This is a genomic window from Actinoplanes sp. NPDC051537 (genome assembly GCF_055586105.1).
Genome location: NZ_JBVJIU010000016.1, coordinates 231,938 through 258,166, shown reverse-complemented (window position 1 = coordinate 258,166; position 26,229 = coordinate 231,938). Strand labels below are relative to the sequence as shown.

At 71.3% G+C, this 26,229-nt stretch carries 23 protein-coding genes; 14 read left to right on the top strand and 9 right to left on the bottom strand.

Annotation, left to right across the window (positions count from 1 at the left end):
* Position 1 precedes the first annotated feature (1 nt).
* The 4 genes from ACZ6TB_RS35165 to ACZ6TB_RS35150 are packed head-to-tail and all read left to right on the top strand — an operon-like array spanning position 2 to position 4,082.
* On the top strand, positions 2 to 832 hold the full coding sequence (locus ACZ6TB_RS35165; RefSeq protein ID WP_465561911.1) for a hypothetical protein: 831 nt from the start codon (positions 2 to 4) through the stop codon (positions 830 to 832).
* Positions 829 to 2,349, top strand: a complete 1,521-nt coding sequence (locus ACZ6TB_RS35160; RefSeq protein ID WP_465561909.1) for a methyltransferase domain-containing protein — start codon at positions 829 to 831, stop codon at positions 2,347 to 2,349. The genes ACZ6TB_RS35165 and ACZ6TB_RS35160 overlap by 4 nt, the downstream gene beginning before the upstream one ends.
* Entirely contained in the window at positions 2,350 to 3,075 is a 726-nt protein-coding gene (locus ACZ6TB_RS35155; protein WP_465561907.1) for a cytidylyltransferase domain-containing protein, read from the top strand.
* Positions 3,072 to 4,082 (top strand): PseG/SpsG family protein, encoded by a 1,011-nt coding sequence (locus ACZ6TB_RS35150; RefSeq protein ID WP_465561905.1) that lies wholly within the window; start codon positions 3,072 to 3,074, stop codon positions 4,080 to 4,082. Before ACZ6TB_RS35155 ends, ACZ6TB_RS35150 begins: the two co-directional genes overlap by 4 nt.
* On the opposite strand, the gene ACZ6TB_RS35145 is transcribed toward ACZ6TB_RS35150, so the two are convergent.
* The 3 genes from ACZ6TB_RS35145 to ACZ6TB_RS35135 form a co-directional block, all read right to left on the bottom strand.
* Positions 4,069 to 5,082: an NADPH:quinone reductase gene (locus ACZ6TB_RS35145; protein ID WP_465561903.1), complete on the bottom strand. Its 1,014-nt coding sequence runs from the start codon at positions 5,080 to 5,082 to the stop codon at positions 4,069 to 4,071. The two genes, ACZ6TB_RS35150 and ACZ6TB_RS35145, sit on opposite strands and share 14 nt — an antisense overlap.
* 3 nt (positions 5,083 to 5,085) lie before the next feature.
* A complete protein-coding gene (locus ACZ6TB_RS35140; protein ID WP_465561902.1) occupies positions 5,086 to 5,589 on the bottom strand; it encodes a GNAT family N-acetyltransferase in 504 nt (167 codons plus the stop codon).
* Positions 5,590 to 5,701: 112 nt separating this feature from the next.
* Positions 5,702 to 5,965 carry a helix-turn-helix domain-containing protein gene (locus ACZ6TB_RS35135; RefSeq protein ID WP_465561900.1) on the bottom strand — a complete coding sequence of 88 codons (264 nt, stop codon included), beginning with the start codon at positions 5,963 to 5,965 and terminating at the stop codon, positions 5,702 to 5,704.
* A gap of 163 nt (positions 5,966 to 6,128) precedes the next feature.
* On the opposite strand from ACZ6TB_RS35135, the gene ACZ6TB_RS35130 reads away from it, so the two are divergent.
* A complete protein-coding gene (locus ACZ6TB_RS35130) occupies positions 6,129 to 6,620 on the top strand; it encodes a response regulator transcription factor (RefSeq protein WP_465561898.1) in 492 nt (163 codons plus the stop codon).
* Between the two features lie 51 nt (positions 6,621 to 6,671).
* Positions 6,672 to 8,162 (top strand): MFS transporter, encoded by a 1,491-nt coding sequence (locus tag ACZ6TB_RS35125; protein ID WP_465561896.1) that lies wholly within the window; start codon positions 6,672 to 6,674, stop codon positions 8,160 to 8,162.
* On the opposite strand, the gene ACZ6TB_RS35120 is transcribed toward ACZ6TB_RS35125, so the two are convergent.
* Both ACZ6TB_RS35120 and ACZ6TB_RS35115 read right to left on the bottom strand, forming a co-directional pair.
* Positions 8,159 to 9,181 carry a S66 family peptidase gene (locus ACZ6TB_RS35120; RefSeq protein WP_465561894.1) on the bottom strand — a complete coding sequence of 341 codons (1,023 nt, stop codon included), beginning with the start codon at positions 9,179 to 9,181 and terminating at the stop codon, positions 8,159 to 8,161. The genes ACZ6TB_RS35125 and ACZ6TB_RS35120 overlap by 4 nt on opposite strands.
* A gap of 15 nt (positions 9,182 to 9,196) precedes the next feature.
* On the bottom strand, positions 9,197 to 9,820 hold the full coding sequence (locus tag ACZ6TB_RS35115; RefSeq protein WP_465561892.1) for a response regulator transcription factor: 624 nt from the start codon (positions 9,818 to 9,820) through the stop codon (positions 9,197 to 9,199).
* A gap of 224 nt (positions 9,821 to 10,044) precedes the next feature.
* Between ACZ6TB_RS35115 and ACZ6TB_RS35110 the strand changes: the two genes are divergently transcribed.
* The 6 genes from ACZ6TB_RS35110 (at position 10,045) to ACZ6TB_RS35085 (ending at position 20,939) form a co-directional block, all read left to right on the top strand.
* On the top strand, positions 10,045 to 13,341 hold the full coding sequence (locus tag ACZ6TB_RS35110; RefSeq protein WP_465561891.1) for a BTAD domain-containing putative transcriptional regulator: 3,297 nt from the start codon (positions 10,045 to 10,047) through the stop codon (positions 13,339 to 13,341).
* Positions 13,342 to 13,492: 151 nt separating this feature from the next.
* Positions 13,493 to 14,578: an ABC transporter substrate-binding protein gene (locus ACZ6TB_RS35105; protein ID WP_465561889.1), complete on the top strand. Its 1,086-nt coding sequence runs from the start codon at positions 13,493 to 13,495 to the stop codon at positions 14,576 to 14,578.
* A 102-nt stretch (positions 14,579 to 14,680) separates the two neighbouring features.
* Complete coding sequence (locus ACZ6TB_RS35100; RefSeq protein WP_465561887.1) at positions 14,681 to 17,419, top strand: AbfB domain-containing protein; 2,739 nt, start codon at positions 14,681 to 14,683, stop codon at positions 17,417 to 17,419.
* A gap of 10 nt (positions 17,420 to 17,429) precedes the next feature.
* On the top strand, positions 17,430 to 18,965 hold the full coding sequence (locus ACZ6TB_RS35095) for a sugar ABC transporter ATP-binding protein (protein ID WP_465561886.1): 1,536 nt from the start codon (positions 17,430 to 17,432) through the stop codon (positions 18,963 to 18,965).
* Positions 18,955 to 19,923 (top strand): ABC transporter permease, encoded by a 969-nt coding sequence (locus ACZ6TB_RS35090; RefSeq protein ID WP_465561884.1) that lies wholly within the window; start codon positions 18,955 to 18,957, stop codon positions 19,921 to 19,923. Before ACZ6TB_RS35095 ends, ACZ6TB_RS35090 begins: the two co-directional genes overlap by 11 nt.
* A 2-nt stretch (positions 19,924 to 19,925) precedes the next feature.
* A complete protein-coding gene (locus ACZ6TB_RS35085; RefSeq protein ID WP_465561974.1) occupies positions 19,926 to 20,939 on the top strand; it encodes an ABC transporter permease in 1,014 nt (337 codons plus the stop codon).
* Here ACZ6TB_RS35085 and ACZ6TB_RS35080 read toward each other — a convergent pair.
* From ACZ6TB_RS35080 to ACZ6TB_RS35065, 4 genes are all read right to left on the bottom strand, one after another.
* On the bottom strand, positions 20,936 to 21,823 hold the full coding sequence (locus ACZ6TB_RS35080; protein ID WP_465561882.1) for an SDR family oxidoreductase: 888 nt from the start codon (positions 21,821 to 21,823) through the stop codon (positions 20,936 to 20,938). The genes ACZ6TB_RS35085 and ACZ6TB_RS35080 overlap by 4 nt on opposite strands.
* Positions 21,824 to 21,860: 37 nt before the next feature.
* Positions 21,861 to 22,571 (bottom strand): zf-HC2 domain-containing protein, encoded by a 711-nt coding sequence (locus ACZ6TB_RS35075; RefSeq protein ID WP_465561880.1) that lies wholly within the window; start codon positions 22,569 to 22,571, stop codon positions 21,861 to 21,863.
* Entirely contained in the window at positions 22,568 to 23,086 is a 519-nt protein-coding gene (locus ACZ6TB_RS35070; protein WP_465561878.1) for a sigma-70 family RNA polymerase sigma factor, read from the bottom strand. Before ACZ6TB_RS35070 ends, ACZ6TB_RS35075 begins: the two co-directional genes overlap by 4 nt.
* A gap of 129 nt (positions 23,087 to 23,215) precedes the next feature.
* Entirely contained in the window at positions 23,216 to 24,538 is a 1,323-nt protein-coding gene (locus ACZ6TB_RS35065; RefSeq protein WP_465561876.1) for a neprosin family prolyl endopeptidase, read from the bottom strand.
* A gap of 276 nt (positions 24,539 to 24,814) precedes the next feature.
* Between ACZ6TB_RS35065 and ACZ6TB_RS35060 the strand changes: the two genes are divergently transcribed.
* Entirely contained in the window at positions 24,815 to 25,807 is a 993-nt protein-coding gene (locus ACZ6TB_RS35060) for a magnesium transporter CorA family protein (protein WP_465561874.1), read from the top strand.
* Positions 25,808 to 25,844: 37 nt separating this feature from the next.
* Positions 25,845 to 26,195 (top strand): hypothetical protein, encoded by a 351-nt coding sequence (locus ACZ6TB_RS35055; RefSeq protein ID WP_465561873.1) that lies wholly within the window; start codon positions 25,845 to 25,847, stop codon positions 26,193 to 26,195.
* Positions 26,196 to 26,229 lie beyond the last annotated feature (34 nt).

The following is a 26,229-nucleotide window of genomic DNA, read 5'->3' as shown; positions in this document are numbered from 1 at the left end:
GGTGCACCACGCCAACCACTTCTACGGCCACGCGCACGTGCTCGCGCAGTACTGCGGCCTCGACCCGGAGCACCCGCCCCGGATCGAGGGCTACGTGCAGCACGGGTGGAACGTGGTGGACGGGCTCGGCGCCGGCACGCCGTACATGCCGGGCCGGCCCATCTTCGTCTGGTCCGAGCAGACCCGCCGCCGCGCCTGGTCGATGGGCCGCCGGCAGGCCACGGTGATCGGCGCGCCCTTCCTCTACCTGCTGGAGATCGAGCCCGAGCCCGATCCGCCGGCCGAGCGCGAGGGCACGATCTGGTACCCGTTCCACGGCTGGGAAAGTCAGCAGGTCCGGGGCAGCCACGGCCGGCTCATCGACGAGATCATGTCGACCGAGGACGGCCCGGTCACGTTCTGCCTCTACTGGAACGAGTACCGCAACGACCGCACCCGCGCCGAGTACGAGAAGGCCGGCCGGGTCGTGTGCCACGGCTATCGCGGCTTCAAGTGGCAGGACACCGACATCCGGTTCCTCCACAACCAGCTCGGCGAGCTGCGCCGGCACCGCCGGGTGGCCTCCAACCGGCTGAGCAGTGCCATCTTCTACGGGGTTGCCGCGGGTTGCCGGCCGGCCGTCTACGGTGACCCGATGCGTCTGGAGAACGAGGACCGGCCGACCGCCGAGCGCATCCGCCGGCAGTGGCCCGAGCTGCACGGGAAGCATCCCGACCCGGCCACCGCGGTGCCGGTCGCGATGGCCGAGCTCGGCGCCGGTTACCTGGCCTCACCGGCCGAGCTGCGCGCCCTGCTGGGCTGGTCCGGCGACCGCGTGGCGGTGCCGGCGTGATCCGGCTGATCGGGGGCGAGATGCCCGGCTTCACGGAGAACCGGCCCGCGGCCGGTGGCGCGCTGTTCGGCTACCTGGCCGCCCAGCTGCCGGCCGGCGCGAGCGTGCTGGTCGCCGGCCCGCACGAGGACGCCCTGATCGACGCCCTCGCGGCGCACACCTCGGTCACCTGCCTCGTTCGCTCCCAGCCCGAGGCGATCGAGCTCGACGCGCGCGGCCTCGACGTGCTGTGCGGCACGCTCGCGAAACTCACCGAGGCCGACCGCTGGGACGTGATCGTCGCGCTCGACGGCCTCGACCGGCTGTGCTCGGCCGAGGGCCCGCAGCTCGACTGGGCCGAGAGCCTGGTGGCGCTGAAGCGCGCGCTGCGCCCCGGCGGCACCCTGCTGCTCGCCGTCGAGAACGAGCTGGGCGTGCACCGCCTGGTCGACCCGGCGACCGCGACCGCGGCGCAGACCGATGACGCGTGGCGGCCGCTCGGCGAGTTCGACGACACCAGGCCCGGCACCCCGGCCCGGCTGACCGCGCGCCTGGCGTCCGAGGGCCTGGCCGTCGACTGGCTCGGCGCGGCGTGGCCCGAGCCCGGCTGCCCGACTTTGATCGCGACGCCGGACGCACTTCAGGACGGCCCCGCCGACGCTCTGGCCGCCCTCGCCGCGGGCGCGGCCGGCGTGGCGTACGCGAATCGCAGTGTCCTCAGCGACCCTCGCCGGCTCGCCGCCGCCGCCGTTCGTGGTGGTCTCGGACCGGAGCTCGCCGCATCCTGGCTGGTCGTCGCCCATCAAGCACCCCACGCCGCCGCCGCGCTGAGCCTGCCCCCGGTGCTGCTCACGTCGGCCGCCGGCGAGGGCGCCGTGCTCGAACTGGCGCCGGGCTCGGACGGCATCTGGTCCCGCCGCGTGCTCCGCAGCGTCCCCGGCCGCGACCTGTCCGCGCTCGACGGGCCCCTCCCCCCGGGCCGCCTCCTCGAGGAGCTGCTGCTCGCCGCCTGCCTGCGCCACGACCTCCCGGCCGTGCGGCGCCTGCTGACCGGCTGGATCGCGGCCCGGCCCGAGGCGACCGCCGGCAACGTGGTCGTCGCCGGCGACACGTTCACCGAGCTCGACCCGAGCGCCCCGGCGACCGCGGACGTGCTCCGCGAGTTCGCCCGGACGCTGCTCACCGGCGGGTACGCGCACCCGTGGCCCGCCGCCACCGACCTGCAGGCGCTGACCGCGATCCTGCACGGCGCCGCCGGCCTGCCCGGAGACGTCGCGGCGACCCCGGCCGGCGCTGATCCGCCGCTGCCGGATTCCCGTAGAGAACATGAGGAACAGCTGCGGGCCCTCGACCGCCGGCTGGCCGACGCCGCTTCCCGCGCTCAGTGGTACGAGCAGGAGCTCGCCAAGCGGGAGGAGGAGCTGCGCAAGGCCCGGGTCCAGATCTCGGCCTTCAGCGGTAATTTCGGCTACCGCCTCGCGAGGCTTGGGTATGGAGTAGCTCGTAAGGCAAGAAAGCGCCTTCACAAAAGGAACTAAATGACATCCCTCGGCATAATTCAGGCGCGAATGGACTCCTCGCGCCTCCCCAATAAGGTGCTCCGCAAGCTCGGCAGCCGCACCGTGCTCGAGCGCGTCGTGCGTGCGGCCCAGCAGAGCGGGGTCGTCGACGACCTGGTGGTGGCCACCACCGTCGAGGCCGGCGACGACGCGATCGTCGCCGAGTGCGAGCGGATCGGCGTGCCCTGTCACCGCGGTCCGGTCGACGACGTGCTCGCCCGGTTCCTCGGCGTGCTCGACGACCACGACAGCGACATCGTGCTGCGGTTCACCGCCGACAACCCGCTGATCGACCCCGAGGTGATCGCCCGGGCGCACCGGGTCTTCGTGGCCAGCGGCGCCGACTACCTGACCACGTCGATCGCGCACACCCTGCCGCGCGGCCTCGACGTCGAGATGGTCCGGACGCCGGTGCTGCGCGCGGTCGACGCGCTCGCGACCGACCACCACCGGGTGCACGTGACGTCGTACATCTACACCCACGCCGACGACTTCGACGTGATCGGCCTGACGCTCCAGCCCGACCTCTCGCACCTCCGGCTCACGCTGGACACCGAGGACGACCTCAAGCTGATCGAGGCGATCGTCGACGAGTTCGGCGACGAGTCGGTCGGCTACCGCAAGCTCACCTCCTGGCTGGCGGCCCGGCCCGAGCTGGTGGAGCTGAACGCGCACGTGCTGCAGAAGGCGCTCGTAGAGGCGTGACGATCGTCGGTATTCGCTGCGACGCCGGTGCCCGCACCGGCGTCGGGCATCTGGTCCGCTGTGTCGCGCTGGCCGAGGAGCTGGTGGCCCGCGGCATCGGCGTCCGGTTCCTCGCCGACCTGGGCGGCGTCGAGTGGGCCACCGCTCAGCTCACCCAGCGCGGCCTGCCCTGGCATCCGCCGCCGTTCGACCCGGTCGGGTTCGTGGCGGCGGTCGAGCGGCTGGAGATCGACGCCGTGGTGATCGACTCGTACACGCTGCCGGCACCGCACAGCGCGGCGGTCCGCCGGACGGGCCGGCCGGTGCTGGCGATCGTGGACGGGGACTTCCGGGGCCAGACCGCCGACATCTACGTCGACCAGAACCTCGACGCGGTGATCGACGCCCCGGACGCGGTCGGGCTGGCCGGGCTCGACTACGCCCTGCTGCGGGGGTCGGTGCGGCAGCTGCGACCGCTCTCGCCGCCGGTCGCGAGCTCCGGGCGTACGCCCAGGGTCGTCGCCTTTTTCGGAGGGACCGACGCCTACCGCGCCGCGCCGCAGGTGGCCGCGCTCCTCGCCGAGACCGGCGTGCCCTTCGACGCGACGATCATCGGGGCCGACGAGGAACTGCGGGAGCAACTCGGCGGGATCCCGGCCGGACCGGGTCAGCGCTTCGACATCATCGCGCCCACCGACGACCTGCCGAAGCTGCTCGCCGGCGCCGACCTCGCGGTCAGCGCCAGCGGCACCTCGACCTGGGAGCTCCTCTGCCTCGGCCTGCCCTCGGCGCTGGTCTGGGTGGTCGACAACCAGATCCTGGGGTACGACCGGACGATCGCCCGTGGCTACGCGGCCGGCCTGGGACAGCTCGGCCACCTCGGCGCCGAGTCGGTGGCGACGCTGCGCGCCCTGCTCACCGACGCCGGCCGGCGCACCGACCTGGCCGCCCGGGCGTGGGCGGCCGTCGACGGACGCGGCGTGGAACGGGTGGCGGACGCGCTGCTCGACCGGGTTACGGCTCGGTGACCTCGATGACGACCTTGCCGACCGCGTTCTGCTCGACCGCCTCGTGCGCGTCGGCGACCCGCTCGAACGGGTAGCGCAGGATCGGCAGTCCGGCCTCCTCGCCCACCCGGAAGGCGCCGGTGTTGACCGCCTCGGCGACGGCCGCGACCGCGTTGTCCTTCTCCTCGGTCGTGGTCGTGTAGGTCAGCACGAAGTCGAGGCTGACGTTCTTGAGCATCGCCTTGAAGCTGGGGATCGTCACCTCGCCGCCGACGTAGATCGCGATGTTGCCGCCGGCGCCGACCACGCTGAGGTCGGTGCGCAGGTTCTCGGTGTTGACCTCGACGATGATCCGGCAGCCGTCCGGGGCCAGCTCCTTGACCCGGGCCACCACGTCCTCCTCGCGGTAATTGATCACCGCGTCGGCGCCGGCCGCCGTGGCCAGGTCGGCCTTGTCCTTGGAGCTCACCGTGGTCAGCACGGTCGCGCCGGCCCACTTGGCGAGCTGGATCGCGGCGTTGCCGACCGCCCCCGCGCCGCCGGCGACCAGCACCGTGCGGCCTTCGAGCGCGCCGGGCGCGAGCCGGGCCGGGCCGTCGCTGGCCAGCGTGAGGCAGCGGTGCGCGGTCAGGGCCGGGATGCCGAGCGCGGCGCCGACCTCGAACGGCACCTCCTCGTTCATCCGCACGACCTGGCGACGGGGAATCACCACGTACTCCTGCGCGGTGCCGTCGGCCCGGCCGTAGCTCGCGTCCCAGACCCAGACCCGGTCACCCGGCTCGAGCCCGGTCACGCCCTCGCCCACCGCGTCGACGACGCCGGCGCCGTCCTGGTTGGGCACGCGCGGCGGGTTCACCCCGTCCGGCACGCCGCGCCCGGACCGGGTGCCGGTGTCGGTGGGGTTGACCGCGGACAGGACGATCCGGACGCGGACCTCGCCGGCTCCCGGCGGCGGGGTCTCCCGCTCGACGATCTGCAGGACGGCGGCGGGTCCGGGCTCTTCGAAAACGGCAGCTCGCATGGATCACACGCTAGTCAGCTCGCGGCGCATCGCCACCCGCGGCCACCGATCCAGCCCGTACGCGGCCTCGGCGGCCCGGATGCGGCGCAGGCCCGGGGTGAGCTCGGCGTCGGAGAGACGCCGGAAGCCGAGCCGCTCGTAGTAGGGCCCGTTCCAGGCGACCTCGGCGTAGGTGGTGAGGGTGAGCGCCGGCGATCCACGCTCGCGGGCCCATCCGGCCAGGTGCTCCACGAGCGCTTTCCCGATTCCCTTTCGGCCGTACGCCGGGTCGATCGACACCTGCTCGACATGGACCACGCCGTCGACCCACTCGGCGATCAGGTAGCCCACCGGTGGATCACCCGCCACCCAGGCCCGGCCGTCCCGCACGTACGGCAGCAGCTCCTCGACCGTCCCCGGATCGTCGTCCGCCACGAACTCCATGCCCACGTCGGCGAACAGCCGCCCGGCCGCGGCCTCGATCGCGATCATCAGCGGGATGTCCGCCTCCCCGGCCGCCCGGATCATCCGTCCTCCCACGCCTTCCGACCGGTGGCGACGTGCGCGGCGATCGCGCCGGCGAGCCGTTCCGGCGGGGCCGAGCGCAGCCCTGGGCGAAGGCACGCACCGGCAAGCGCCTTCACCGGTCACCGCCCATCCCGTCGAGGAACGCGTCGAGGTCGACCGCCGGCTTCGGAGACGGCCGGGCGTCCATGGTGAGCCCGAGCGCGGAGATCACCTTGAAGACCAGACCGATCTCGGCCGTGGGCTTTCCCGCTTCGAGGTCCGAGAGCCACCGCCGGCTGACCGTGGCGCGCACGGCCAGCTCCTGCTGGCTGAGGCTCGCGGCACGACGCTGTTCGCGAACGTACTCACCCAGCTCACGAGCGTTCCGCAGTTCCAACGACATCCTCCACGGTGCGCGTACGTGCACACTCTAGCCACTGCGCACGTACGCGCACGATGACGCGAATGTGCACGTACGTACGCAACCCGAAAAAGTGCTCAGCGGGCTCCAACGGGTTGCCGAACAGGTCTGTGTCCGCCCTCAGCCTCTGGAGGCTTCCGTGTCAACCGTGCTCATCGCCGATGACGACGCCGACCATCGCGAGCTGCTCACGCTCGCCCTTCACCGCGCTGGGCACGACGTGGTCGCCGCCGAGAACGCGGACGGCGCGATGAGGGCGCTGCTCACCGGCTCGTTCGACGCCGCGCTGCTGGACGTGCGGATGCCCGGCGAGTCGGGCATCGAGCTGTGCCGCCGGCTGCGCGCCGAGCCCGCCACCGCGCTGCTGCCGGTGATGCTGATCAGCGCCGACGTCAACGACCAGAAGATCGTCGCGGCCCTGCACGCGGGCGCCGACGACTACATGACCAAGCCGTTCCACCGGGCCGAGCTCTGCGCCCGGCTGGACAACCTGATGCTGCGCAAGCCGTCGGCGGCCAGGCAGTCGGTCGCCGCCACCACCGCCGCCGCGGCCGCGACCCGGGCCGCCACCCGCGTCCTGCTGGACGCCGCCGTCCACACACCGGAACCGCGTAGCCGGCGCACCGCCTGACCGTCATGTGACGGATCCCCGGTGGTGATCAGCTGGGCGTAGGGTCGGCCCATGACCGCCGCCGAGGACACCCAGGTCCGCTATCACACCGCGCGGGGCCGATGGGTGCTGCTCGCCACCGTGCTCGGCTCCAGCCTGGCCTTCATCGACGCGACCGTCGTCAACATCGCGCTGCCGTCGATCGGCCGCAGCCTCGACGCCGACGCGGCCGGCCTCCAGTGGACGGTCAACGGCTACGCGCTGAGCCTGGCCGCGCTGATCCTGCTCGGCGGCTCGCTCGGCGACCGGTTCGGCCGCAAGCGGATCTTCATGATCGGCGTCGGCTGGTTCGCGGTCGCCTCCCTGCTCTGCGGCCTCGCCCCGAGCATCGGGCTGCTGATCGCCGCCCGGGTCCTCCAGGGCGTCGGCGGCGCGCTGCTCACCCCCGGCTCGCTGGCCATCCTCGAGGCGTCGTTCACCAAGGGCGACCGCGCCCGCGCCATCGGCGCCTGGTCCGGCCTCGGCGGCGTCGGCGGCGCGCTCGGCCCGTTCCTCGGCGGCTGGCTGGTCGAGGCCGGCAGCTGGCGCTACATCTTCCTGATCAACGTGCCGGTGGCGATCGTCGTGCTGCTGGTGGCGGCCCGGCACGTGCCGGAGTCGCGCAACCCGGGGGCGGCCCGCCACTTCGACGTGGCCGGCACGGTGACCGGCGCGATCGGCCTGGGCGGCCTCACCTACGGCTTCACGGCGTGGCCGATGCGCGGCCCGGGCGACCCGGTCGTGCTGATCTCGCTGGCCGTCGGCGTGGCCGGCCTGGTCGCGTTCGTGCTGGCCGAGCGCCGCTCGCCGCAGCCGATGGTCCCGCTGGAGATCTTCCGGCACAAGGCGTTCACCGGCGCCAACCTGGTCACGCTGCTGGTCTACGCGGCGAACGGCGGCGTCTTCTTCCTGTTCGTCATCAACCTTCAGGTGGTCGCCGGGTTCAGCCCGCTGGCGGCGGGCACCGCCATGCTGCCGGCCACCATCCTGATGTTGTTGCTGTCGGCCCGCTCCGGCGCGCTCGGCGCCCGGATCGGCCCGCGGATACCGATGACGGTCGGCCCGCTGGTCTGCGCGGTCGCCCTGCTGATGATGGCGATGATCGGCGCGGACTCGTCCTATCTGACCGACGTGCTGCCCGCCGTGATCGTCTTCGGACTGGGCCTGTCCGCGCTGGTGGCGCCCCTGACGGCGACCGCCCTGGGCTCGCTCGACGACATGCACGCCGGCATCGCCTCGGGCGTGAACAACGCGGTGGCCCGAGCCGCGGGCCTGCTCTCGGTCGCGATCCTGCCGCTGGCGGCCGGGCTCGGCGCCGGCAGCCTGACCGTGGCCGCTCAACTGCATCCGGTCTATCGCCACGCGATGCTGCTCTGCGCGGGGCTGATGGTCGTCGGCGGGGTGCTGGCGTTCTTCCTGATCCCGACCCAGCTGACCAAGCCCACGCCGCCACGCAACTTCTGCGACCCGTGCTCCCCGCCGGCGTTCAGGCCCGAGCCGGCGGAGAGCACCCCGACGGCCTAGAAGTGCGCGACGATCCGTCGCGCCGGGCCGTCCACGGTCATCCGCCCGCCGTACGGGAGGATCCACTGCGGCGCCGTGTGACCGAAATCGACACCGAAGACCGCGAGCGCCGACGGGTTGTAGTCGGCAAGCGCGCGCAGCACCGCCTCACGCTGCTCGTCGCGGAACCGCGCCCGGTCCTCCGGCGCCGGCCGGTTGTCGAAGTTGCTGGCCTTGGCGGTGGCCGCCAGCACCGCCGGGAACTGCTCGAGGAGGCCGCGCTCCCCCGCGTTGCGCAGCATCCGGAACACCTCCTCGCCCGGTGGCAGCTCCTCCGACGTCTCCAGCAGCAGGATCGACCCGGCGTAGTCGGCGGACGGCTTGATCCACCGGTTCGCGGCCAGGTTCCAGTGCAGGATCTCGAGGTTGCCGCCCCACGTCGGCCCGGTCACCACCCGGTCGGCGTTGTGCCACGCGAAGCCGGGACTGGCCACCTTCGGTCCGGAAGTGGTCAGCGACGCCGGGTCCGCCCAGCTCAGCTCCTCGTCGCTGAACTCCTTGACCGGCGTGATCTCCAGGTCCCCGGACTCGAACAGCGCCGCCCGCAGTGAGGCCAGGTGCTCCGGCTCGACGCCGCCGCCCCGCGCGAGGTGCACCATCGTGGACCCGCCGTGATAGGCCGGCACGCCGTGCAGCCAGAGCCAGTTCAGCACGTTCGTGTTGTCGGAGTAGCCGAAGAACGGCTTCGGGTCGGCGACGAACGGCTTCGGGTCGAGGTGCGGCAGCACGGTGATCTGGTCGCTGCCGCCGATCGTGGCGAAGACGGCCCGGATCGACGGGTCGGCGTAGGCCGCCATCAGGTCGGCGGCCCGCTCGGCGGCCGACGCGCCCGGCTTTCGCGTGGTCGGGAACTCGACCGGCTCGAGGTCGAGAAGCTCCCGGATCCGCGTCAGGCCGAGCTCGTGCGTGGCGGGATAGAGGGCGGGCGCCGCGAACGCCGGCGAGACGACGGCGACGCGGTCGCCAGGCTTCAGTTTCATGCCCCTATCTGAGCCTCAGATCATGCCCGCCCGCAACGCATATGCGACCGCGTGCGAGCGATTGCGCAGTTTGAGCCGGTGCGTGACCCCGTAGATCACGTTCTTCACGGTCCGCTCCGAGTAGCACAGCTTCCCGGCGATCTCGTTGGTGTCGAAGCCGTCCGCCATCAGCCGCAGCACGTCGATCTCCCGCGGGGTGAGCCCGGAGGCGTTCAGCCCGTTCGGGGCGAGCACGTCCCGCTGCATCCGGTCGACCTGCTTGAGCAGCTCGCCGACCAGGTTGGGCGGCATCACCCCGCCGCCCGCCGCGGCCGCGCGCACGCTGTGCGCGAGTCGTTCGGCGGTGACCGCGGAGCGCGGCAGGATCGCCACGACGCGGCACTCGACGGCGGTCATCAGCTCGGCCTCGGCGACCTCCTGGCAGACCAGCACGATCGGCGCGCCGGTCTCGGCGCCGGCCCGGCGCAGCGCCGCCACGGTGTCGGGCGTCAATCTCTCGGCGGCGGCGACCAGCACCTCGGCATCCGCCCGCTGGGCGGTGCGCAGCACCGCGACGTCACCGCGGAACTGCAACAACGCGGCCAGCCCGGCGTGGCTGACCGGATCCATCGCCTGCAACGCGACCCTGACCTGTTCCACGGCGGCCCCTTCCTACGCGACGTGGAGCAAGTGTCGGAGAAGGTTCTTCAGGAATTCTTCAGAGATCCTTCATCGCCGAAGAGGGACCGATAGGCCAGTTCAGCAGAGGTGCGTTTCGGCATGGAAGGGGTACGGCTGAGGTGTGCCCGTCCGTGCGGTTTGTGTTATCCATTGACACCCGGCCCGTCTCCCTCGAAGTTGGGTTCACCGACCCGGGAGGCAGCGTGCCGGAAGTACTGCGCGTAGGCGTGCTCGGGCCGGTCCGTGCCTGGATCGGCGAGCGGGAGATCGATCTGGGCGCCGCCCGGCAGCGGGCGGTGTTCGCGGTCCTCGCCGCGCACGCCGGCCGGCTCGTCGGGCGGGACGAGCTGATCACGGCGATCTGGGGTGACTCGCCGCCGGCCACCGCGGCCGGGAGCGTCTACACGTACGTCTCGGGCCTGCGCCGCGCTCTGAACCCGGGCCTGCTCACCACCGCTTCCGGCGGTTACCTGCTGCACGTCGCCGCCGCCCAGCTCGACGTCGAACGGTTCGGCCAGCTGCGATCGGCGGCGTCCGAGCTGCTGGCCGCCGGCGACAACCGGTCCGCGGCCGATCGGCTCGACGAGGCGCTGGCGCTGTGGCGCGGGGACGCGTACGCGACGCTGGCCGGCCCCTTCCTCGAGCTGGATCGCCAGCGCCTGGCCGAGCTGCGCCTGGCCACCGCCGAGCAGCGCGCCCGCATCCTGCTCGACTCCGGCGGCGACGACGGCCTGATCGCCGAGCTGACCGGCCTGGTCAAGGACAACCCGCTGCACGAGCCCCTGCACGAGCTGCTGATGCGGGCCCTGCACCGGGCCGGCCGGCACGCCGAGGCGCTCGAGGTCTTCCGCGGCGCCCGCCGCACGCTCGTCGCCGAGCTGGGCATCGAGCCCGGCCCGGCGCTGCGCGAGCTCCAGCGCCAGGTGCTGGCCGGCTCGGCCGAGCAGCCGGCCGCCCTGCCGGTGCCCGAGCCGCTGCGCACGGTGGTGCCGACCCCGGTCGCCAAGGCCCTGCGCGACGGCCTCGCGGCGCGCGACTGGTTCGGGCGCGAGTCCGAGATCGATCAGATGCGTGACCTGGTGCGACGGGTCGCGGCCGGCGCCGGCGACGAGGTCTGGATCGAGGGCGAGCCCGGCATCGGCAAGACCGAGCTGCTCACCCACGCGTTCGCCGACGCGGCCCGCTGCGGCTGCCGGGTGGCCTGGGGCGCGGCCGACCAGCTCGGCTCCCGGGTGCCGCTGCAGGTGCTGTCCCGCGCCCTCGGCCTCGAGACGGCGTCCCGGCGCCCGCGCAGCCCGCTGGCCGAGCCCGACGTCGCCGAGGACCAGATCGTCGCCTCGGTCCGCGCCGCCTGCGCGGCCGCGCCCCTGATCCTGATCGTCGACGACATGCAGTGGGCCGACAGCGCCACGCTGCGGGTCTGGGAGCGGCTGCGCGGCCTGCTCGGCCGGCTGCCGCTGCTGCTGGTCGCGTCCTCCCGCCCCGGCGACCGGGCCGCCCCGGCCCGGGCGCTGCGGCTGCGGCCGCTGCCCGCCGGCGAGCTCGACCGCCTGGTGACGGCCCTGGTCGGTGCCCCGCCCGGCGACAACCTGCGCGCCCTGGTGGCCGGCTCCGGCGGCAACCCGCTCTTCGCCCGCGAGCTGGTCGGCGCGCTGCGGCAGCGCGACGTCATCGAGGTCGCCGGCGGCCGCGCCGACATCGGCCCCGAGGTGACGGTCGAGCCGCCGCGCACGCTGATGGCCGCCGTGCACGCCACTTTGGACCTGCTCTCCGGCCCGACCCGTGAGGTGTTGCGGCTGGCCGCATTGCTCGGCTCGGAGTTCTCGGTCAGCGAGGTGGTCGCGGTGACCGGCCGCTCGGCCCTCGAGCTGGTCGGCGCGCTGGAGGAGGCGCTGGCCGCGACCGTGCTCGTGGACAGCGGCACCGACCTCGCGTTCCGGCACGGTTACCTGCGCCAGGCGCTGGTCGAGACGGTGCCGCAGGCGCTGCGGGCGGGCCTGCACCGGCACGCGGCCGAGGTGCTCGCGGCCGGCGGCAGCCCGGTCACCCGGGTCGCCGAGCAGCTGGTGGCCGAGACCCCGGCGGTCGACACCTGGGTGCTGAACTGGCTGCTCGCCCACCACGCCGAGGTCGTGCGCCGGGCGCCGCAGATCGCCGGCGACCTGATCCGCCGCACGCTGCGCACCGACCTGCCGGCGGCCGCCCAGCGCGGCGTGCTGCTGGTGGCGCTGGCCCGGCTCGAGTTCCGCCGCGACCGCTACCCGATGACCGAGGCCGAGGAGGCGATGAGCCTCGCCACCGATCCGGCCGACCGGGCCGAGATGCGGCAGCTGCTGGCGACGATGCGCTACCGCAAGGGCGATGCGGCCGTGGCGGTGGCGATGCTGCGCGACGCCATCGACGACTCGCGGGTGCCGACCATCTGGCGATCCCGGCACCGGGTGCTGCTGGCCAACTTCCGGCGCGGCGACCTCGACGACCTCGACCGGGCCGAGGACCGGGCGCGGGCCGTGCACGCCGAGGCCGAGGCGGCCGGCCAGCCGTACGAGACCGCGTTCGCCCTCCAGACGATCTGGCTGACCAGCTCGATCCGCCGCGACCACGAGCGCGCGCTGCGGCACGTCGACCGGGCGCTCGAGGTGGTGTCCGGCCGGGCCGAGCTCGCCGGCACGTACTTCGACCTGCTCGACAACCGCCTGTTCTCGCTGCAAAATCTCGACCGTCTCGACGAGGCGCAGAGCACCCTGCGGGTGGCCGCCGAGTTCGCGGCCGAGCACCGGCTGCCGGCCGGCATGCAGGTCGCCACCGCCGTGCAGGACTACTGGCGCGGCGGCTGGGACGAGGCGCTGGCCGAGGTGTCGGCGGTGACCGAGGACGGTCCGGGCATCACGCTGCACGGCATGCGCGAGCCCGGCGCCGTGACGATGTTGCTGCACGGGGTGGCCGCGCTCATCGCCCTGCACCGCGACGCGCGCGACCTCGCGGCAGCGCACCTCGACGCGGCCGACGCGGTGCCGGCCAGCGAGGCGGAACGGGAGAACTGCGACTTCCTGTTGGTCGCCCGGGCCCTCTGGGCCGAGCAGCGCGGCCGGCCGGCCGAGGCGCTCGACCTGCTCGCGCCGCTGCTCCAGCCCTCGTACGCGCCGATGATGCTCCGCCACCAGTGGCTGCCCGACGTGCTGCGGCTGGCCCGCGGCCAGTCCCGGATGGACATCGCCGACCGGGCCGCCGCGATCTGCGCCGACGAGGCGGCCAAGGAGGTGCGGCCGGCCCGCGCCCACGCCGCCCACCTGCGCTGTCAGGCGCTCCAGAGCGGCGATCCGGCCCCGGCCCGCGAGGCGGCCGAGCACTACCGACGGGTGGGCCGCCCGTTCGAGCTCGCCGCGGCCCTCGAGGATGCCGCGCTGATCAGCGGCGAGCGCCCGGACGAGGCGTTGCGCATCTACGCATCGATGTCGGCCCGCTGGGACGTGGCGCGCACATCGACTGCTGTCGTTTAATACCTCTCCAGGCGCCCTTCCGAGACGTGCTCCGCGTGCGTTTCTGATTGATTCTGGTGGAGGACCTTGACAGGAAAAGTTTGATAGTGCGTGAATGTGTTTCCAGGCGGTTACTCCCCGATGACTCATCACCGCTAAGGAGCACAACATCATGAGCACATACCCGGGTCGTTTGCGGCCTGCGGCCGCTACCCTCGGTGCCGCACTGCTTATTCTCAGTGCGGGCGCTTGCGCCAAGTCCGAGGACGACAGTTCGAACACGCCGGCCGCGCCCGCGTCGGCCGCCGCTCAGGTGGCCCAGTCGGCCGCTCCCGGAGCGGCGACCTGCACGCTCAGCCAGTACGGCGGCACCAAGATCGACCTCAAGACGGCGAAGGTCGGCTTCTCGCAGTCGGAGAAGGAGGCCAACCCGTTCCGCATCGCCGAGACGCAGTCCATCAAGGACGAAGCGGCCAAGCTCGGTATCACCAACCTCACCACCACGAACGCGAACTCCCAGTTCAACAAGCAGATCAGCGACGTCGAGCAGATGCTCGACTCGGGCGTTCAGCTGCTCGTGATCGCGCCGCTGAACTCGGACGGCTGGGACTCGGTCTTCGCCAAGGCCTCGTCCAAGAAGGTCCCGATCATCACGATCGACCGCAAGATCAACGCGACCCCGTGCAAGGACTACCTGACCTTCATCGGGTCGGATTTCGCCGAGCAGGGCAAGCGGGCGGCCGACGAGATGGCCAAGGCGATGGGCAACAAGGGCAAGGTCGCGATCCTGCTGGGCGCGCCCGGCAACAACGTGACCACGCTCCGTACCAGCGGATTCAAGGACGAGATCGCCAAGACCGCGCCCAACATCAAGATCGTCTTTGAACAGACGGGCAACTTCGCCCGCGAGGACGGGCAGAAAGTCACCGAGCAGCTGCTGCAGTCGAACCCCGACATCAACGGCATCTACGGGGAGAACGACGAGATGGCCCTGGGCGCCATCACCGCGCTGAAAGGCGCCGGCAAGAAGGCCGGCGACGTGAAGGTCGTGTCGATCGACGGCACGAAGGGCGCGGTCCAGGCCATTGTGGACGGTTGGGCGAACGCCGTCATCGAGTCGAACCCGCGCTTCGGGCCACTCTCCTTCGCCACGGCGCAGAAGTTCTTTGCCGGCGACCCGGTCGAGCAGGACATCATCATCCAGGACCGGCAGTACGGCACGGACAACGCCAAGGCGGACCTCAACAGCGCGTACTGATCCCCATGGGCATTTCCCGGCGGCGCGCGGCGTCGCCGGGAAATGTTCGTTCCCGTCTGTCTGTGTTGCCATCCTCGGTTCCACCCCTCGAAGGAGCGGAACGTGACCGCACATCATCGACGGTTTCTTTCATTCCTCGCGGCGGGAACGGCGACCCTGACGGCCACGGCCGGCATCCTCGTCGCCACCACCGCCCCGGCCGCGGCCTTCGCCCCGAAAACGCCGCCGCTGACGACGCCCTGGACGAGTCAGGTCTCGACCACCAGCCCGTTGCCGGAATATCCCCGGCCGCAGCTGACCCGCGCCGACTGGCAGAGCCTCAACGGCATCTGGCAGTTCGCCGGCGCCTCGAACATCAACACCCCGCCGACGGGCCAGAACCTCGGCGAGGAGATCCGCGTGCCGTACCCGATCGAGAGCGCGCTCTCCGGGATCATGCGGCGGCAGGACTACTCGTTCTACCGGCGCACGTTCACCGTGCCGGCCGGCTGGTCGGGCCGGAACGTGCAGCTCAACTTCGGCGCCGTGATGTGGCAGTCGAAGGTGTGGGTCAACGGCACGCTGCTGGGCACCCACGAGGGCGGGTACGACAAGTTCTCGTACGACATAACAAATGCCCTCAGATCCGGCAGCAACGAGATCATCGTCGGCGCCTGGAACCCGGTGGAGACCCAGGACATCCCGGTCGGCAAGCAGCGGATCAGCCGGGGCGGCATCTTCTACACCCCGTCCTCCGGGATCTGGCAGACCGTCTGGCTCGAGCCGACCAACGCCGCGCACATCACCCGCCTCGACACCACGCCGAACGTCGCGGCCGGCGCCCTCGACCTGGTGGTGCAGGCGGCCAACGGGAATGGTCAGCCGGTCACGGCACAGGTGCTGAGCGGCGGCGCGGTCATTGCCTCGGCCACCGGGACCGTGGGCGGGAATATCCGAATTCCCGTGCCTAATGCTCATTTGTGGTCGCCGGACGATCCCTTTCTCTACGACCTGCGGGTGAGCCTGGGGACCGACACCGTCGGCGGCTACTTCGGGATGCGCTCGCTCGGGAAGGCGACCCTCGGCGGGGTGCTGCGGCCCACGCTGAACGGCAAGTTCGTCTACCAGCTCGGCACGCTCGACCAGGGCTTCTGGCCGGACGGCATCTACACCGCGCCGACCGACACCGCGCTGCGATTCGACCTCGAGCAGCAGAAGGCCATGGGCTTCACCATGGTCCGCAAGCACATCAAGGTCGAGAGCGACCGCTGGTTCTACTGGGCCGACAAGCTCGGGCTGATGGTCTGGCAGGACATGCCGGCGCTGGCCAGCGGCAAGGAGCCGTCGGCGGCCGGGCGCACGCGCTTCGAGAAGGAGCTGCGGGCGATGGTCGACCAGCACAAGGGGATCACCTCGATCGTGCAGTGGGTCCCGTTCAACGAGGGCTGGGGCGAGTACGACGCCGGCCGGATCACGGACCTGGTCAAGAGCTGGGACCCGACCCGGATGGTCAACCACGACTCCGGCTCGAACTGCTGCGACTCCGACCCCGACCCGGGCAACGGCGACGTCATCGACGACCACGTCTACGTCGGCCCGGGCATCACCCGGCCGCCCACGGCGACCCGGTTCGCGGTCAACGGCGAGTACGGCGGCCTCGGTCTCCGGACCAGTCACGAATGGCCCACCGCCGGAAAGTTCGCCTATGAGTGGCTACCGGACAGCACGGCCCTCACCAACCGCTATGTCCAGATAACCAGCAGGCTGGTCGACCTTATTGGGTCGAACGGCCTTTCGGGCTCGGTCTACACCGAGCCCACGGACGTGGAGGAAGAGCTCAACGGCTTCTACACGTACGACCGGCAGGTGGCCAAGATGGACCTGTCCCGCGTGCGCGAGGTCAACCTCCGGGTGCTCGGCGCCGCGACCGGCGCCACGCTGACGACCGGCAAGCTGGTCTCGCTGCGGGTGACCACGCCCGGCTATACGACGCGCTATCTCCGGCATCGTGATGGTGCGGCTCGCACCGACGTGATCGGTGCGGCCCAGGGCGACCGTCAGGACGCAACGTTCTGGGTACGGCCCGGTCTCGCCAACGCGTCCTGCTACTCGTTCGAGTCGCGCAACTTCCCCGGTCAGTACCTCCGGCATCGCGGCTACCGGGTCTACCGGGAGGGCAACGACGGCGGCTCGACGTACAACGCCGACGCCACCTTCTGCGCCCGGCCCGGCCTCTCCGGCGGCGGCACGTCGCTCGAGGCGTCCAACATGGCCGGTTACTTCCTGCGGCATCGCAGCGAAGAGATCTGGATGGACCAGAACACGGGTGGGTCGTTCAACGACGACGCGACCTGGGCCGTGGTCGCGCCGCTGTGGCGCAGCGGCGCCGACCTGACCGTCGGGCAGAACCGGTCGTTCCGGGTCACCACCCCCGGCTACGACACGCGTTACCTGCGGCACCGGGACGGCGTGGCCCGCACCGACGTGATCACCACCGGCAGCGCGCTCGCCGACCGGCAGGACGCGACCTTCACGGTCCGGGCCGGGCTGGCCGACAACGGCTGCTACACGTTCGAGTCGGTCAACTTCCCGGGGCAGTACCTGCGGCACGCGAACTACCGGCTGCAGAAGGCGAGCAACGACGGGACGACGACGTTCCAGCAGGACGCGACCTTCTGCGCGCAGCCCGGGCTCAACGGTGGCGGCACCGTCTCCCTCGAGTCCTTCAACTACCCCGGCTACTACTGGCGGCACTACGCCGAGGCCGTTTACATCGCCACCAACGGCGGCGGCAACACCTGGGACGCGTCCGGCAGCTACAACGCGGACGCGACCTGGGCGAACTCCACTCCCCTCGCATAAAGAGAGAAACATGGCGCTACTCGAAGTCGTCGACGTCTCCAAGATATTTCCGGGGGTGCGTGCCCTCGACCAAGTCTCCTTCCGCCTGGAAGCGGGCGAGGTGCACGCCCTGGTCGGCGAGAACGGCGCCGGCAAGTCCACTTTGATCAAGGTGCTCACCGGCGTCTACCAGCCGGACGCCGGTGAGCTGCGGTACTCCGACCAGCCGGCGCAGTTCGGGACGCCGATGGACGCTCAGCACGCCGGCATCTCGACCATCTACCAAGAGGTCAACCTCATCCCGCTGATGAGCGTGTCCCACAACCTGTTCCTCGGCCGCGAGCCGCGCAACGGGCTGGGCCTTCTCGACGAGGGGCGCATGCACCGCGAGGCGCGGGAGATCCTTTCCGCGTACGGGGTGACGACCGACGTCCGCCGCCCGCTCGGCACCCTGGCGTTGGGCGCCCAGCAGATGGTCGCCCTGGCCCGGGCCGTCATGATCGACGCGAAGGTCGTGATCATGGACGAGCCCACCTCCTCGCTGGAACCGCGCGAGGTGGAGACGCTCTTCGGGGTCATCCGCGAGCTGCACGCCCGCGGCATCGGCATCATCTATGTCAGCCACCGGCTCGACGAGCTGTACCGCATCTGCGACGCCGTCACGATCCTGCGCGACGGCAAGGTGGTGCACACCGGAAAGCTCGCCGACCTCGAGCGCATCCGCCTGGTCTCGCTGATGCTCGGCCGGGACATGTCCGAGGTGCGACGGGAGGGTTCCACGGCCTTCAGCGGCGCGGCGACCGGCGACACCGGCGCCGCGCCGGTCCTCCGGGTGGAGGGCCTGACCAGCCGCCGGAAACTCCACGACATCAGCTTCGACGTCAAGCCCGGCGAGGTCGTCGGGCTCGGTGGCCTGCTCGGCGCCGGCCGCAGCGAGACGATCAAGGCGATCGGCGGCGCATACCCGCTGGACGGCGGCGACGTCGAGGTGGACGGCGTCGACCTGAAGAAGCCGACCACGGTGCGGGCGGTCAAGGCCGGCATCGCGGTGCAGCCCGAGGACCGCAAGGCCGAGGGCATCGTGGCCGGCCTGTCGGTACGGGAGAACATCGCGCTCGCCGTGCTGCCCCGGGTGTCCCGCCTCGGCCTGGTCTCGGACTCGAAGATCGACGAGATCGTCGAGCGGTACATGACCCGGCTGCGGATCAAGGCATCCAGCCCCGACCAGCTGGTCGGCGACCTCTCCGGCGGCAACCAGCAGAAGGTGCTGCTGGCCCGCCTGCTCGCCACCGGCCCCAAGGTGCTGCTGCTGGACGAGCCGACCCGCGGCATCGACGTCGGCGCCAAGGCCGAGGTGCAGTCGCTGATCGACGAGCTCGCGGCCGAGGGGCTCGGCGTCGTGCTGGTCTCCTCGGACGCCGAGGAGCTGATCGAGGGCGCCGACCGGGTGGTGGTGCTGCGCGACGGCGTCGTCGTCGGCACGCTCACCGGCGACCAAGTGACCACCGAGGACCTCATGGCCACGATCGCCGCGGCCGCACCATCGGAGACCGAAGATGACCACTGACACCGCGGCCGCCCGGCCGAGCATCGACCTGAGCCGGTTCAAGGCGTGGCTGCCCAAGTACGGCGTCTACCTGGCGATCGTCCTGCTCGTCCTCTACAACATCTTCTTCACGCCGTACTTCCTGACCTGGAGCAACCTGCGCATCCAGCTGATCCAGGTGGCGCCGATCGTGATCGTCGCGATGGGCATGGCGCTGGTGATCGGCACCGAGGGCATCGACCTCTCGGTGGGCTCGGTCATGGCGCTCGCGGCGGCGCTCATCCCGCTCTATCTGGGGTACGGGGTGGTGGCCGCGATCCTGGCGTCGATCGGGGCCGGCGTCGTGGTCGGCCTGATCAACGGCACGCTCGTGGCCAAGGTCGGGTTGCAGCCGATCGTCGCCACCCTCGCGCTCTTCGTGGGTGGGCGCGGGCTCGCGGTGGTCATCTCCGAGGGCAAGCTCAAGGACGTACGGGATCCCAGCTTCCTCTACCTCGGGTCCGGTGAGCTGCTCGGCATTCCGGTGCTGGTGTGGATCGCGGCCGTGCTGGTGCTCGTCGTGACGTTCCTGGTGCGCCGCACCGTCTTCGGCCGGCGGCTGCTGGCGATCGGGGGCAATCGCCCGGCCACCGAGCTGGCCGGCCTCCCGGTCAAGCGGGTGCTGATCACCGTGTACGTGCTCTGCTCGGTGCTCGCCTCGATCGCCGGCCTGCTCTCGGTGTCCCGCATCCAGTCCAGCGACGCCTCGGCGGTCGGCCTGCTGATCGAGCTCTCCGCGATCACCGCGGTCGTGGTCGGCGGCACGCCGCTCACCGGCGGCCGGGTGCGCGTGCTCGGCACGGTCGCCGGCGCCCTGCTCATGCAGCTCGTGATCGCCACCATGATCAAGCACAACCTGCCACCGTCCACGACCGAGATGGCGCAGGCCGTCATCATCCTGATCGCCGTGTACGTGGCGCGAGAGAGGAAGACCCGGTGACCATGGGAATCGCCGCCGATCCCGAGACGCCCGCGGCCGTGGTCGAGGACGTCCGCCGGGCCGAGCGCACCGATCGGATCGTCGGGGCCGTGCAGCGTCAGGGCGCGCTCGCCGTCCTGATCGTCGTGGTGCTGATCTCGTTCCTCGCCTTCCCGAACTTCCGCAGCTTCGACAACACGGCCACGATCCTGGTCGCGGCCGCGCCACCGATGCTGATCGCGCTCGGCATGACCTTCGTGATCATCACGGGCGGGATCGACCTCTCGGTCGGCTCGCTCTACGTGCTCGGCGGCGTGCTCGCGGCCTGGGCCTCGCAGTACGGCTTCGTGGCGGCGTTCGCGGCCCCGCTCCTCGTCTGTGGCGCCATCGGGCTCGCGAACGGCCTGCTCATCGCGTACACGAGAATGGCGCCCTTCATCGTCACCCTCGCGGCTCTGCTCGGCGCCCGGGGCCTGATGCGCGCGATCAGCGACGAGGGCTCGGAGACCTACCTGGTGAAGAGCGACGCGTTCCGCAAGCTCGGCAACGGGTCGTTCCTCGGCATCGGCTATCAGGTCTGGCTGGTCGTGGCGCTGGTGCTGCTGGGCATGGTGCTGCTCGCCCGCACCCGGTTCGGCCACTCGGTCTACGCCGTCGGCGGCAGCGAGGACGCGGCCGGCCTGATGGGCGTGCCGGTACGCCGGATCAAGGTCCTGGTCTACGTGATGTCGGGCCTGCTCGCCGGCCTGGCCGGGGCGATCAACGCGGCCAAGCTCGGCTCCGGCGTGACCGTGCTGGGCACCGGCATGGAGCTCGACGCCATCGCCGCCGTCGTGATCGGCGGAACCCTGCTGACCGGCGGCGCCGGCACGATCGCCGGCACCGTGGCCGGCGTCCTGCTGCTCGGCGTGATCCAAAACCTGATCAACCAGGTCGGCAACGTCAACAGCAACTGGCAGCAGGTGATCAGCGGCGCGTTCCTGGCCCTGGTCGTCGTGGCCCAGACCTACCTGGTCAAGCTCAGACGCGTCAACTAGCCGCCGTCGTTCGTTTCGCCGCCGCGGCCGTCCGGGCCGCGGCTGCCGCGCCCGGCGAAGGACGACCGGATCGACGAGGGACGGGCGCCGTCCACGTCGGTGAAGCCGTACTCATCGGCCAGCTCGGCCGCGACCAGGCAGCGCTCGGTGTGCCGCCGCACGCCGGGATCGGACGCAAGCGCCGCGACCGCCCGGCCCACGAACTCGGGCGACTCCGAGTTGGACAGGTCGAAGAACTCCGCCGCCCGCAGCACGCTCTCGGTACGCACCAGCCCGGGGTACAACGCGACCGCGGTGACGTCACGCTCGGCCAGCTGAGCGGCCGTCACCGCGACCATCCGGTCGTCGGCCGCCTTGGCCACGCTGTACGCCACCTGGTCCGTCCCGCTGAGATAACTGCCGGGAAAGAACGACACCGTCACGACCAGCGCGCCCGGCCGAAGCACCGGCACGGCGAGCACCGTGGCCGCGTAGTGTGCGCGCACACCCGACGTGAACATGTCGTCCCACACCCGCAGCGGCTGCTCCCAGAACGGTCCCTGCATGTCGGCGGGGCGGTCCTCGTGGTACGCGGCGTAGCCGCCCCACACGTTGTTGACCAGCAGGTCCAGCCCGCCCCGCTCGGCCCGCACGCGCTCGAACAGCGCGGCCGTCTGCTCGTCGTCGGCGTGGTCGCAGACCACCCGCACCCCGGTGCCGCCGGCCGCGGTCACCGCCCGGGCCGTGTCGTCGACCGTGCCGCCCACCGACGGAAAGGTCACCCGGTCGCCGGTCGACCGGCCGGTCACGTAGACCACCCAACCCGCCGCGCCGAGCGCCAGCGCGATCCCCTTGCCCACGCCCCGGCTCGCGCCGGTCACCACCGCTACCCGCTGTCCGGTCATGGGGGAGAGGCTGGCAGAGGGGTACGACAAGAACGCCTCAGTCGAGGCTGGCCGTGCCGAGCAGGTGGCCGTCGTGGTCGGCGACGCTCACCGAGCGGACGTCACGCAGCTGGATCGAGCTCGCCCCGATCACCTTCGCGTTTCCGCTCGGCGTCGGTCCCCACGTGGCCGCCTGCTCGGTCGCCCCCTCCGTGCTGTGCACCTGGCAGAGGAACGGGCCTTGGCCGCGCAGCTTGGTCACGTCGAGGGCGACCGACACCCCCCACGTCTTCGGGGTCAGGACCGCCTCGCCGGAGAGCCCGCTGCCCTCGGCCGGCTCGAACTGAGCGGTGACGAGCTGCGGGCTCGGTAACGCCTGCGGCGGCTCGGTCTCCCGGTTGCTGCGGATCACGCCGACGCCGATGACGGCGGCCACCAGCACGACCGCGGCGGCGGCCAGCCACCGTACGCGTGCCTTGCGGTTCTCCCGGTTTCGCTCGGCGCGCATGCGGCGCAGCAGGCCCTCGATGTTCTCCGGGCTGGGCCGCGCGGACATGCTGATCAGCGGTTGCGCGCCCTCGCTGCCGGCCCGCCGCCCGTCGGGAAGGCGTTGCAGCAGCTCGGGAACCGGCGCCAGGCGATCCAGCTCGTCGCGGCAGTCGTCGCAGTCGCGCAGGTGCGCGTCGAGCCGATCGGTGTCCCCCTCGTCGAGGCCGCCGAGAAGATAGCCGCCGAGAAGCCGGCGCAGCTCGTCGTGATCGGCGCTCACCGCAGCACCCCCATCTCCTCGAAGGCGGTGCGCAGTGCCCGGACGGCGTAATAGGCCCGGGATTTGACCGTTCCCTCCGGCACGGACAACCGTCGCGCCGCCTCCGCCACGCTCTGCCCCTCGTAGTACATGGCCCGGACGACGGCCTGGTGATCCACCGAGAGGCGCTCGAGCGCCTCGGCCACCAGCCAGCCCTCGACCATCTGATCGACGTTGTCCTCGACCGGCATCGTGTTGACCGCGATCTCGTCGGCGACCAGGTGCGGGCGGCGCTGCTCGGCCCGCCACGCATTGGTGACCACGTTGCGCGCGATGGTCAGCAGGTACGACCGGGTGCGGCCCTGGTTGGTGTCGAGGTGGTCGATGTGCTTCCAGGCCCGCAGCAACGTCTCCTGGACGATGTCCTCGGCGCGGTGCCGGTCGTGCACGTATCGCAGGACGAAGCTGAGCAGGACCGCGTAGTGCTCGGTGTAGAGCGCGGTCATCAGCTCCTCGTCGGGGCTGTGTCCCCTCATCCGCGCCTCCGCCTGCTTCCGGTCTCCACCACTTGTACACCGCCGAGGTGAAGTCGGTTCGACCAGCTCACGGAAAAGGGCGATGCCCGGTCCCCCTCGCCGGGACCGGGCATCGCGTCACGCAATACTTCAGCAGGCCTTGACCGGACCGCCGTACTGGAACGTTCGAGAACTTCGCCCGACGATCGGGTACCGGCTCGCGTTCGTGGTCTGGAAGGTCAGGTTCACCGGCGGGCCGTTCAGGTAGGCCACGCTCGCCATGTAGGCCGCGTTGCTCGCGTCGGCCGGCTTGTCCGGGTTGATCGACACGCCGTTGCCCATCTGGCTGCACGGCTCGAGGCTGGAGGCCGCCACCTCGCCGAAGACCTGGATCAGGCCGGAGCGGCTGAACTTGACGCCCGAGTCGTTCCAGAGCTGCTCGGGGAAGTAGCCGATCCACTCCGAGTCGAACGCGATCCACCAGGCGCCGTTGAAGTACTGGATGCCGAACTTCTTCATGGAGTCCGTGGCGAGGGTGTCACCGGGCTTGACGTTCTTGCTGTACTGCACGAAGCCGCAGCCGTTGTAGCAGCTCGGAACGCGGTTGACCCAGTGGTAGACGAACAGGTGCGGGTCGTCGTCGCCGTTGACGAGGCGGTCGACGTTCCAGCCGACCTCGACGATCTGCCGGCCGTCGGCCGACTGCAGCGCCAGCTCGCCGAGCGTGTGGTAGTCGCCCCGGTCGAGGGTCGGCTTGGCGATCGAGACCGTCGTGTAGAAGCCGTCGGTCTCGGCGAACTGCATGCCGGTGTTGTAGTGGAAGTAGGCCTTCTCGGTCGTGGTCGACGCGCCGCTCGGCTCGGGCGCCACGTGCCCCGACGAGCTCGCGGTCGGCTCCGGCTCCTCGCCCGGCCCGCCCTCGGTCGACTCGGTGGCCTCCGGGTCCGCGGCGGGGTCGGTGGTCGTCTCGGCCGTCGGCTCGTCGGTCGCCTCGGTGGTCGGGTCGGTCGTCGCCTCGGTCGTCGCCTCGGTGGTCGGGTCCTCGGTCGGGTCCGCCTCCGCCGACGGGCTGGCGCCGGCCGGCGGCTCCGGCGGCGCGATGTCGGTGACCTCGGTCTTCAGGTACGAGTTCTTCGCCCAGCGGCCCTTCGGCGCGTACCGCCCCCGCGGCTGCGTCGACCCGCTCGTGTCGTTGGCCGCGGCGTCGACGCCCTCGGCGTGCAGCGTCCGGCTGGTCGCCCCGGCCCGGCCCTTGCGGATGCGCTCGGGCCGCTGCCCCCACGGCAGAGCGGTCGGCGGCGTCGCCGTGCCGGCGATCGCGTTGGGGTCGGCCGGCGCGGCCTCGGCCACGGGCTGCCCCGCGCCACCCGTGATCTGTTCCGCACCCGCGTTCAGGGTCGAGGCGACGCCCAGGGCGCCCACCACGGCGACAGCTAGGCCGGCGGCAAGAAGACCGCGGCGTGACTTCAACACGTGTCCGTCCTCGTTGATCGTGGGGTCGGAGGTATGGGCGAGGTAGCCTCCGGCACCGGTTCTCGGCGGCGCACGTCACCATATAGCTTTCTCGATTAGAGGTGACCCTGCCGACCTGATTTCCGCCTTAACGGCTGAGGCCCGAAGCCGATCCGGTGATTGAAAGCTCAATTTCCGCCACAGAGCGTGTCCGTGCGATCGCTCAGGGCCGATTTTCACGCGTTGTTCGGAAAGAGGCAAAGCGCTACGAGCTTCTTTCAGGTCTAGCGTGAGGCCATGGGCGGGATCCGGGTCCTGTCGCTCAGCGGCGGCACAGTCGAGACGCACACGGTAGCCGAGGTCGCGGGCCTGCTGGATCGGCCGGACGCACTGGTGTGGGTGGACGTTCCGGAGTGCAGTGACGAGGCGATCTCCTTGCTCACCGACGTGCTGGACTGCCACCCCTTGGCGGTCCGCGACTGTATGCAACGGAATCGCGTGCCCCGTGTCCGGATTTATCCGCATCAGCAGCTCTTGATCCTTCACGGTCCGGAGCGGGGACCATCCGGTCATATCCACTACCTCGAACTCGATCAGATAATCGGGGAAAAGTATCTGGTGACCGTCCACGGGCCGATCAATCCGGCGCTTTCCCTCGAAGTCGCTCTGCGCGAGACGGACGGTGTTCGGCGCCGCCTGGAAACGGGCCGGTTACGTCCGGATTCACCTTATGAACTGTCCTATGCGATCACTTCCGCGTTGATCCACCGACTCGAGGGGTTCATCGAGGAGATCACCAGTGACGTGTGGCTTCTCGAGCAGCGGGTCACCGGTGGACACATGGGCAACCCCGAGGAGTTCCTGGAGGAGCTGTTCCAGGCGCGGCACGGCCTTCTTGCCGTACGGACGATGGGGGCGCTCGGCGCCGAGGTGTACGGCCGGATCGCCGCCCTCGAGGCCCGCGTCCCGGCCGACGACCTGCCGCTGGTCAACGACGTGGTCGACCAGCTCAACCGGATCCGCGGGCTGGCCGACGGCGAGCGGGAGTACCTCCAGGGCGTGATCGAGTTCTACCGCGCGCGGGCCGAGACCAAGATGACGGTGGCGGCCGAGCGCCTCGCCGTGATCGCCGTGGTGACGTTGCCGATCACGGCGCTGTCCTCGATCTACGGCATGAACATCATCGTCAACGGCCACACCAAGGTCCCCGAGCTGCTGGCCGTCCTGATCGTCATGGCCGTCATGTCGGCGCTGCTGCTCACCTGGGCCAAACGCCGGGGTTGGTGGTAGGACCCATCCGTGCCGCCCACCGCACCGAACAGCGGGCATGACTGCTGTTGACGGGCGCTACCGGCTGATCGAAGTGATCGACGAGCACGACGCCGGCAAGGTCTGGCTGGCCGAGGACGAGCTGCTCTGGCGCCCGGTCGCGATCGTCGAGTCGGGCGACCCGGTGAAGGCGGTCGCGGCCCGGCTGCGGTGCTCGCCAGCGAAGGTCTTCAACGCCGTCCGGTGGCACGACCGCAGCTGGATCGTCGTGGAGCATCCATGGCCCTCGCCGCGGGCCCGGGCCATCGGCGTCGCCCACCCGGCGGTTCCCCGGCTGCCGGCTCCGCGTACCTGCGGCCGCCTCTGGCGTGGCCGGGCTCCCATATCTCGGAACGAGTTTGACCACTGATCACCATTCCGGTCACCATGGGCGTCATGCAGCG

Coding starts and splice junctions, on each gene's coding strand:
- ACZ6TB_RS35155 (WP_465561907.1), top strand. CDS start 2,350: ATGACATCCCTCGGCATAATTCAGGCGCGAATGGACTCCTCGCGCCTC.
- ACZ6TB_RS35145 (WP_465561903.1), bottom strand. CDS start 5,082: ATGCGAGCTGCCGTTTTCGAAGAGCCCGGACCCGCCGCCGTCCTGCAG.
- ACZ6TB_RS35140 (WP_465561902.1), bottom strand. CDS start 5,589: ATGATCCGGGCGGCCGGGGAGGCGGACATCCCGCTGATGATCGCGATC.
- ACZ6TB_RS35125 (WP_465561896.1), top strand. CDS start 6,672: ATGACCGCCGCCGAGGACACCCAGGTCCGCTATCACACCGCGCGGGGC.
- ACZ6TB_RS35120 (WP_465561894.1), bottom strand. CDS start 9,181: ATGAAACTGAAGCCTGGCGACCGCGTCGCCGTCGTCTCGCCGGCGTTC.
- ACZ6TB_RS35105 (WP_465561889.1), top strand. CDS start 13,493: ATGAGCACATACCCGGGTCGTTTGCGGCCTGCGGCCGCTACCCTCGGT.
- ACZ6TB_RS35095 (WP_465561886.1), top strand. CDS start 17,430: ATGGCGCTACTCGAAGTCGTCGACGTCTCCAAGATATTTCCGGGGGTG.
- ACZ6TB_RS35090 (WP_465561884.1), top strand. CDS start 18,955: ATGACCACTGACACCGCGGCCGCCCGGCCGAGCATCGACCTGAGCCGG.
- ACZ6TB_RS35085 (WP_465561974.1), top strand. CDS start 19,926: ATGGGAATCGCCGCCGATCCCGAGACGCCCGCGGCCGTGGTCGAGGAC.
- ACZ6TB_RS35080 (WP_465561882.1), bottom strand. CDS start 21,823: ATGACCGGACAGCGGGTAGCGGTGGTGACCGGCGCGAGCCGGGGCGTG.
- ACZ6TB_RS35070 (WP_465561878.1), bottom strand. CDS start 23,086: ATGAGGGGACACAGCCCCGACGAGGAGCTGATGACCGCGCTCTACACC.
- ACZ6TB_RS35060 (WP_465561874.1), top strand. CDS start 24,815: ATGGGCGGGATCCGGGTCCTGTCGCTCAGCGGCGGCACAGTCGAGACG.
- ACZ6TB_RS35055 (WP_465561873.1), top strand. CDS start 25,845: ATGACTGCTGTTGACGGGCGCTACCGGCTGATCGAAGTGATCGACGAG.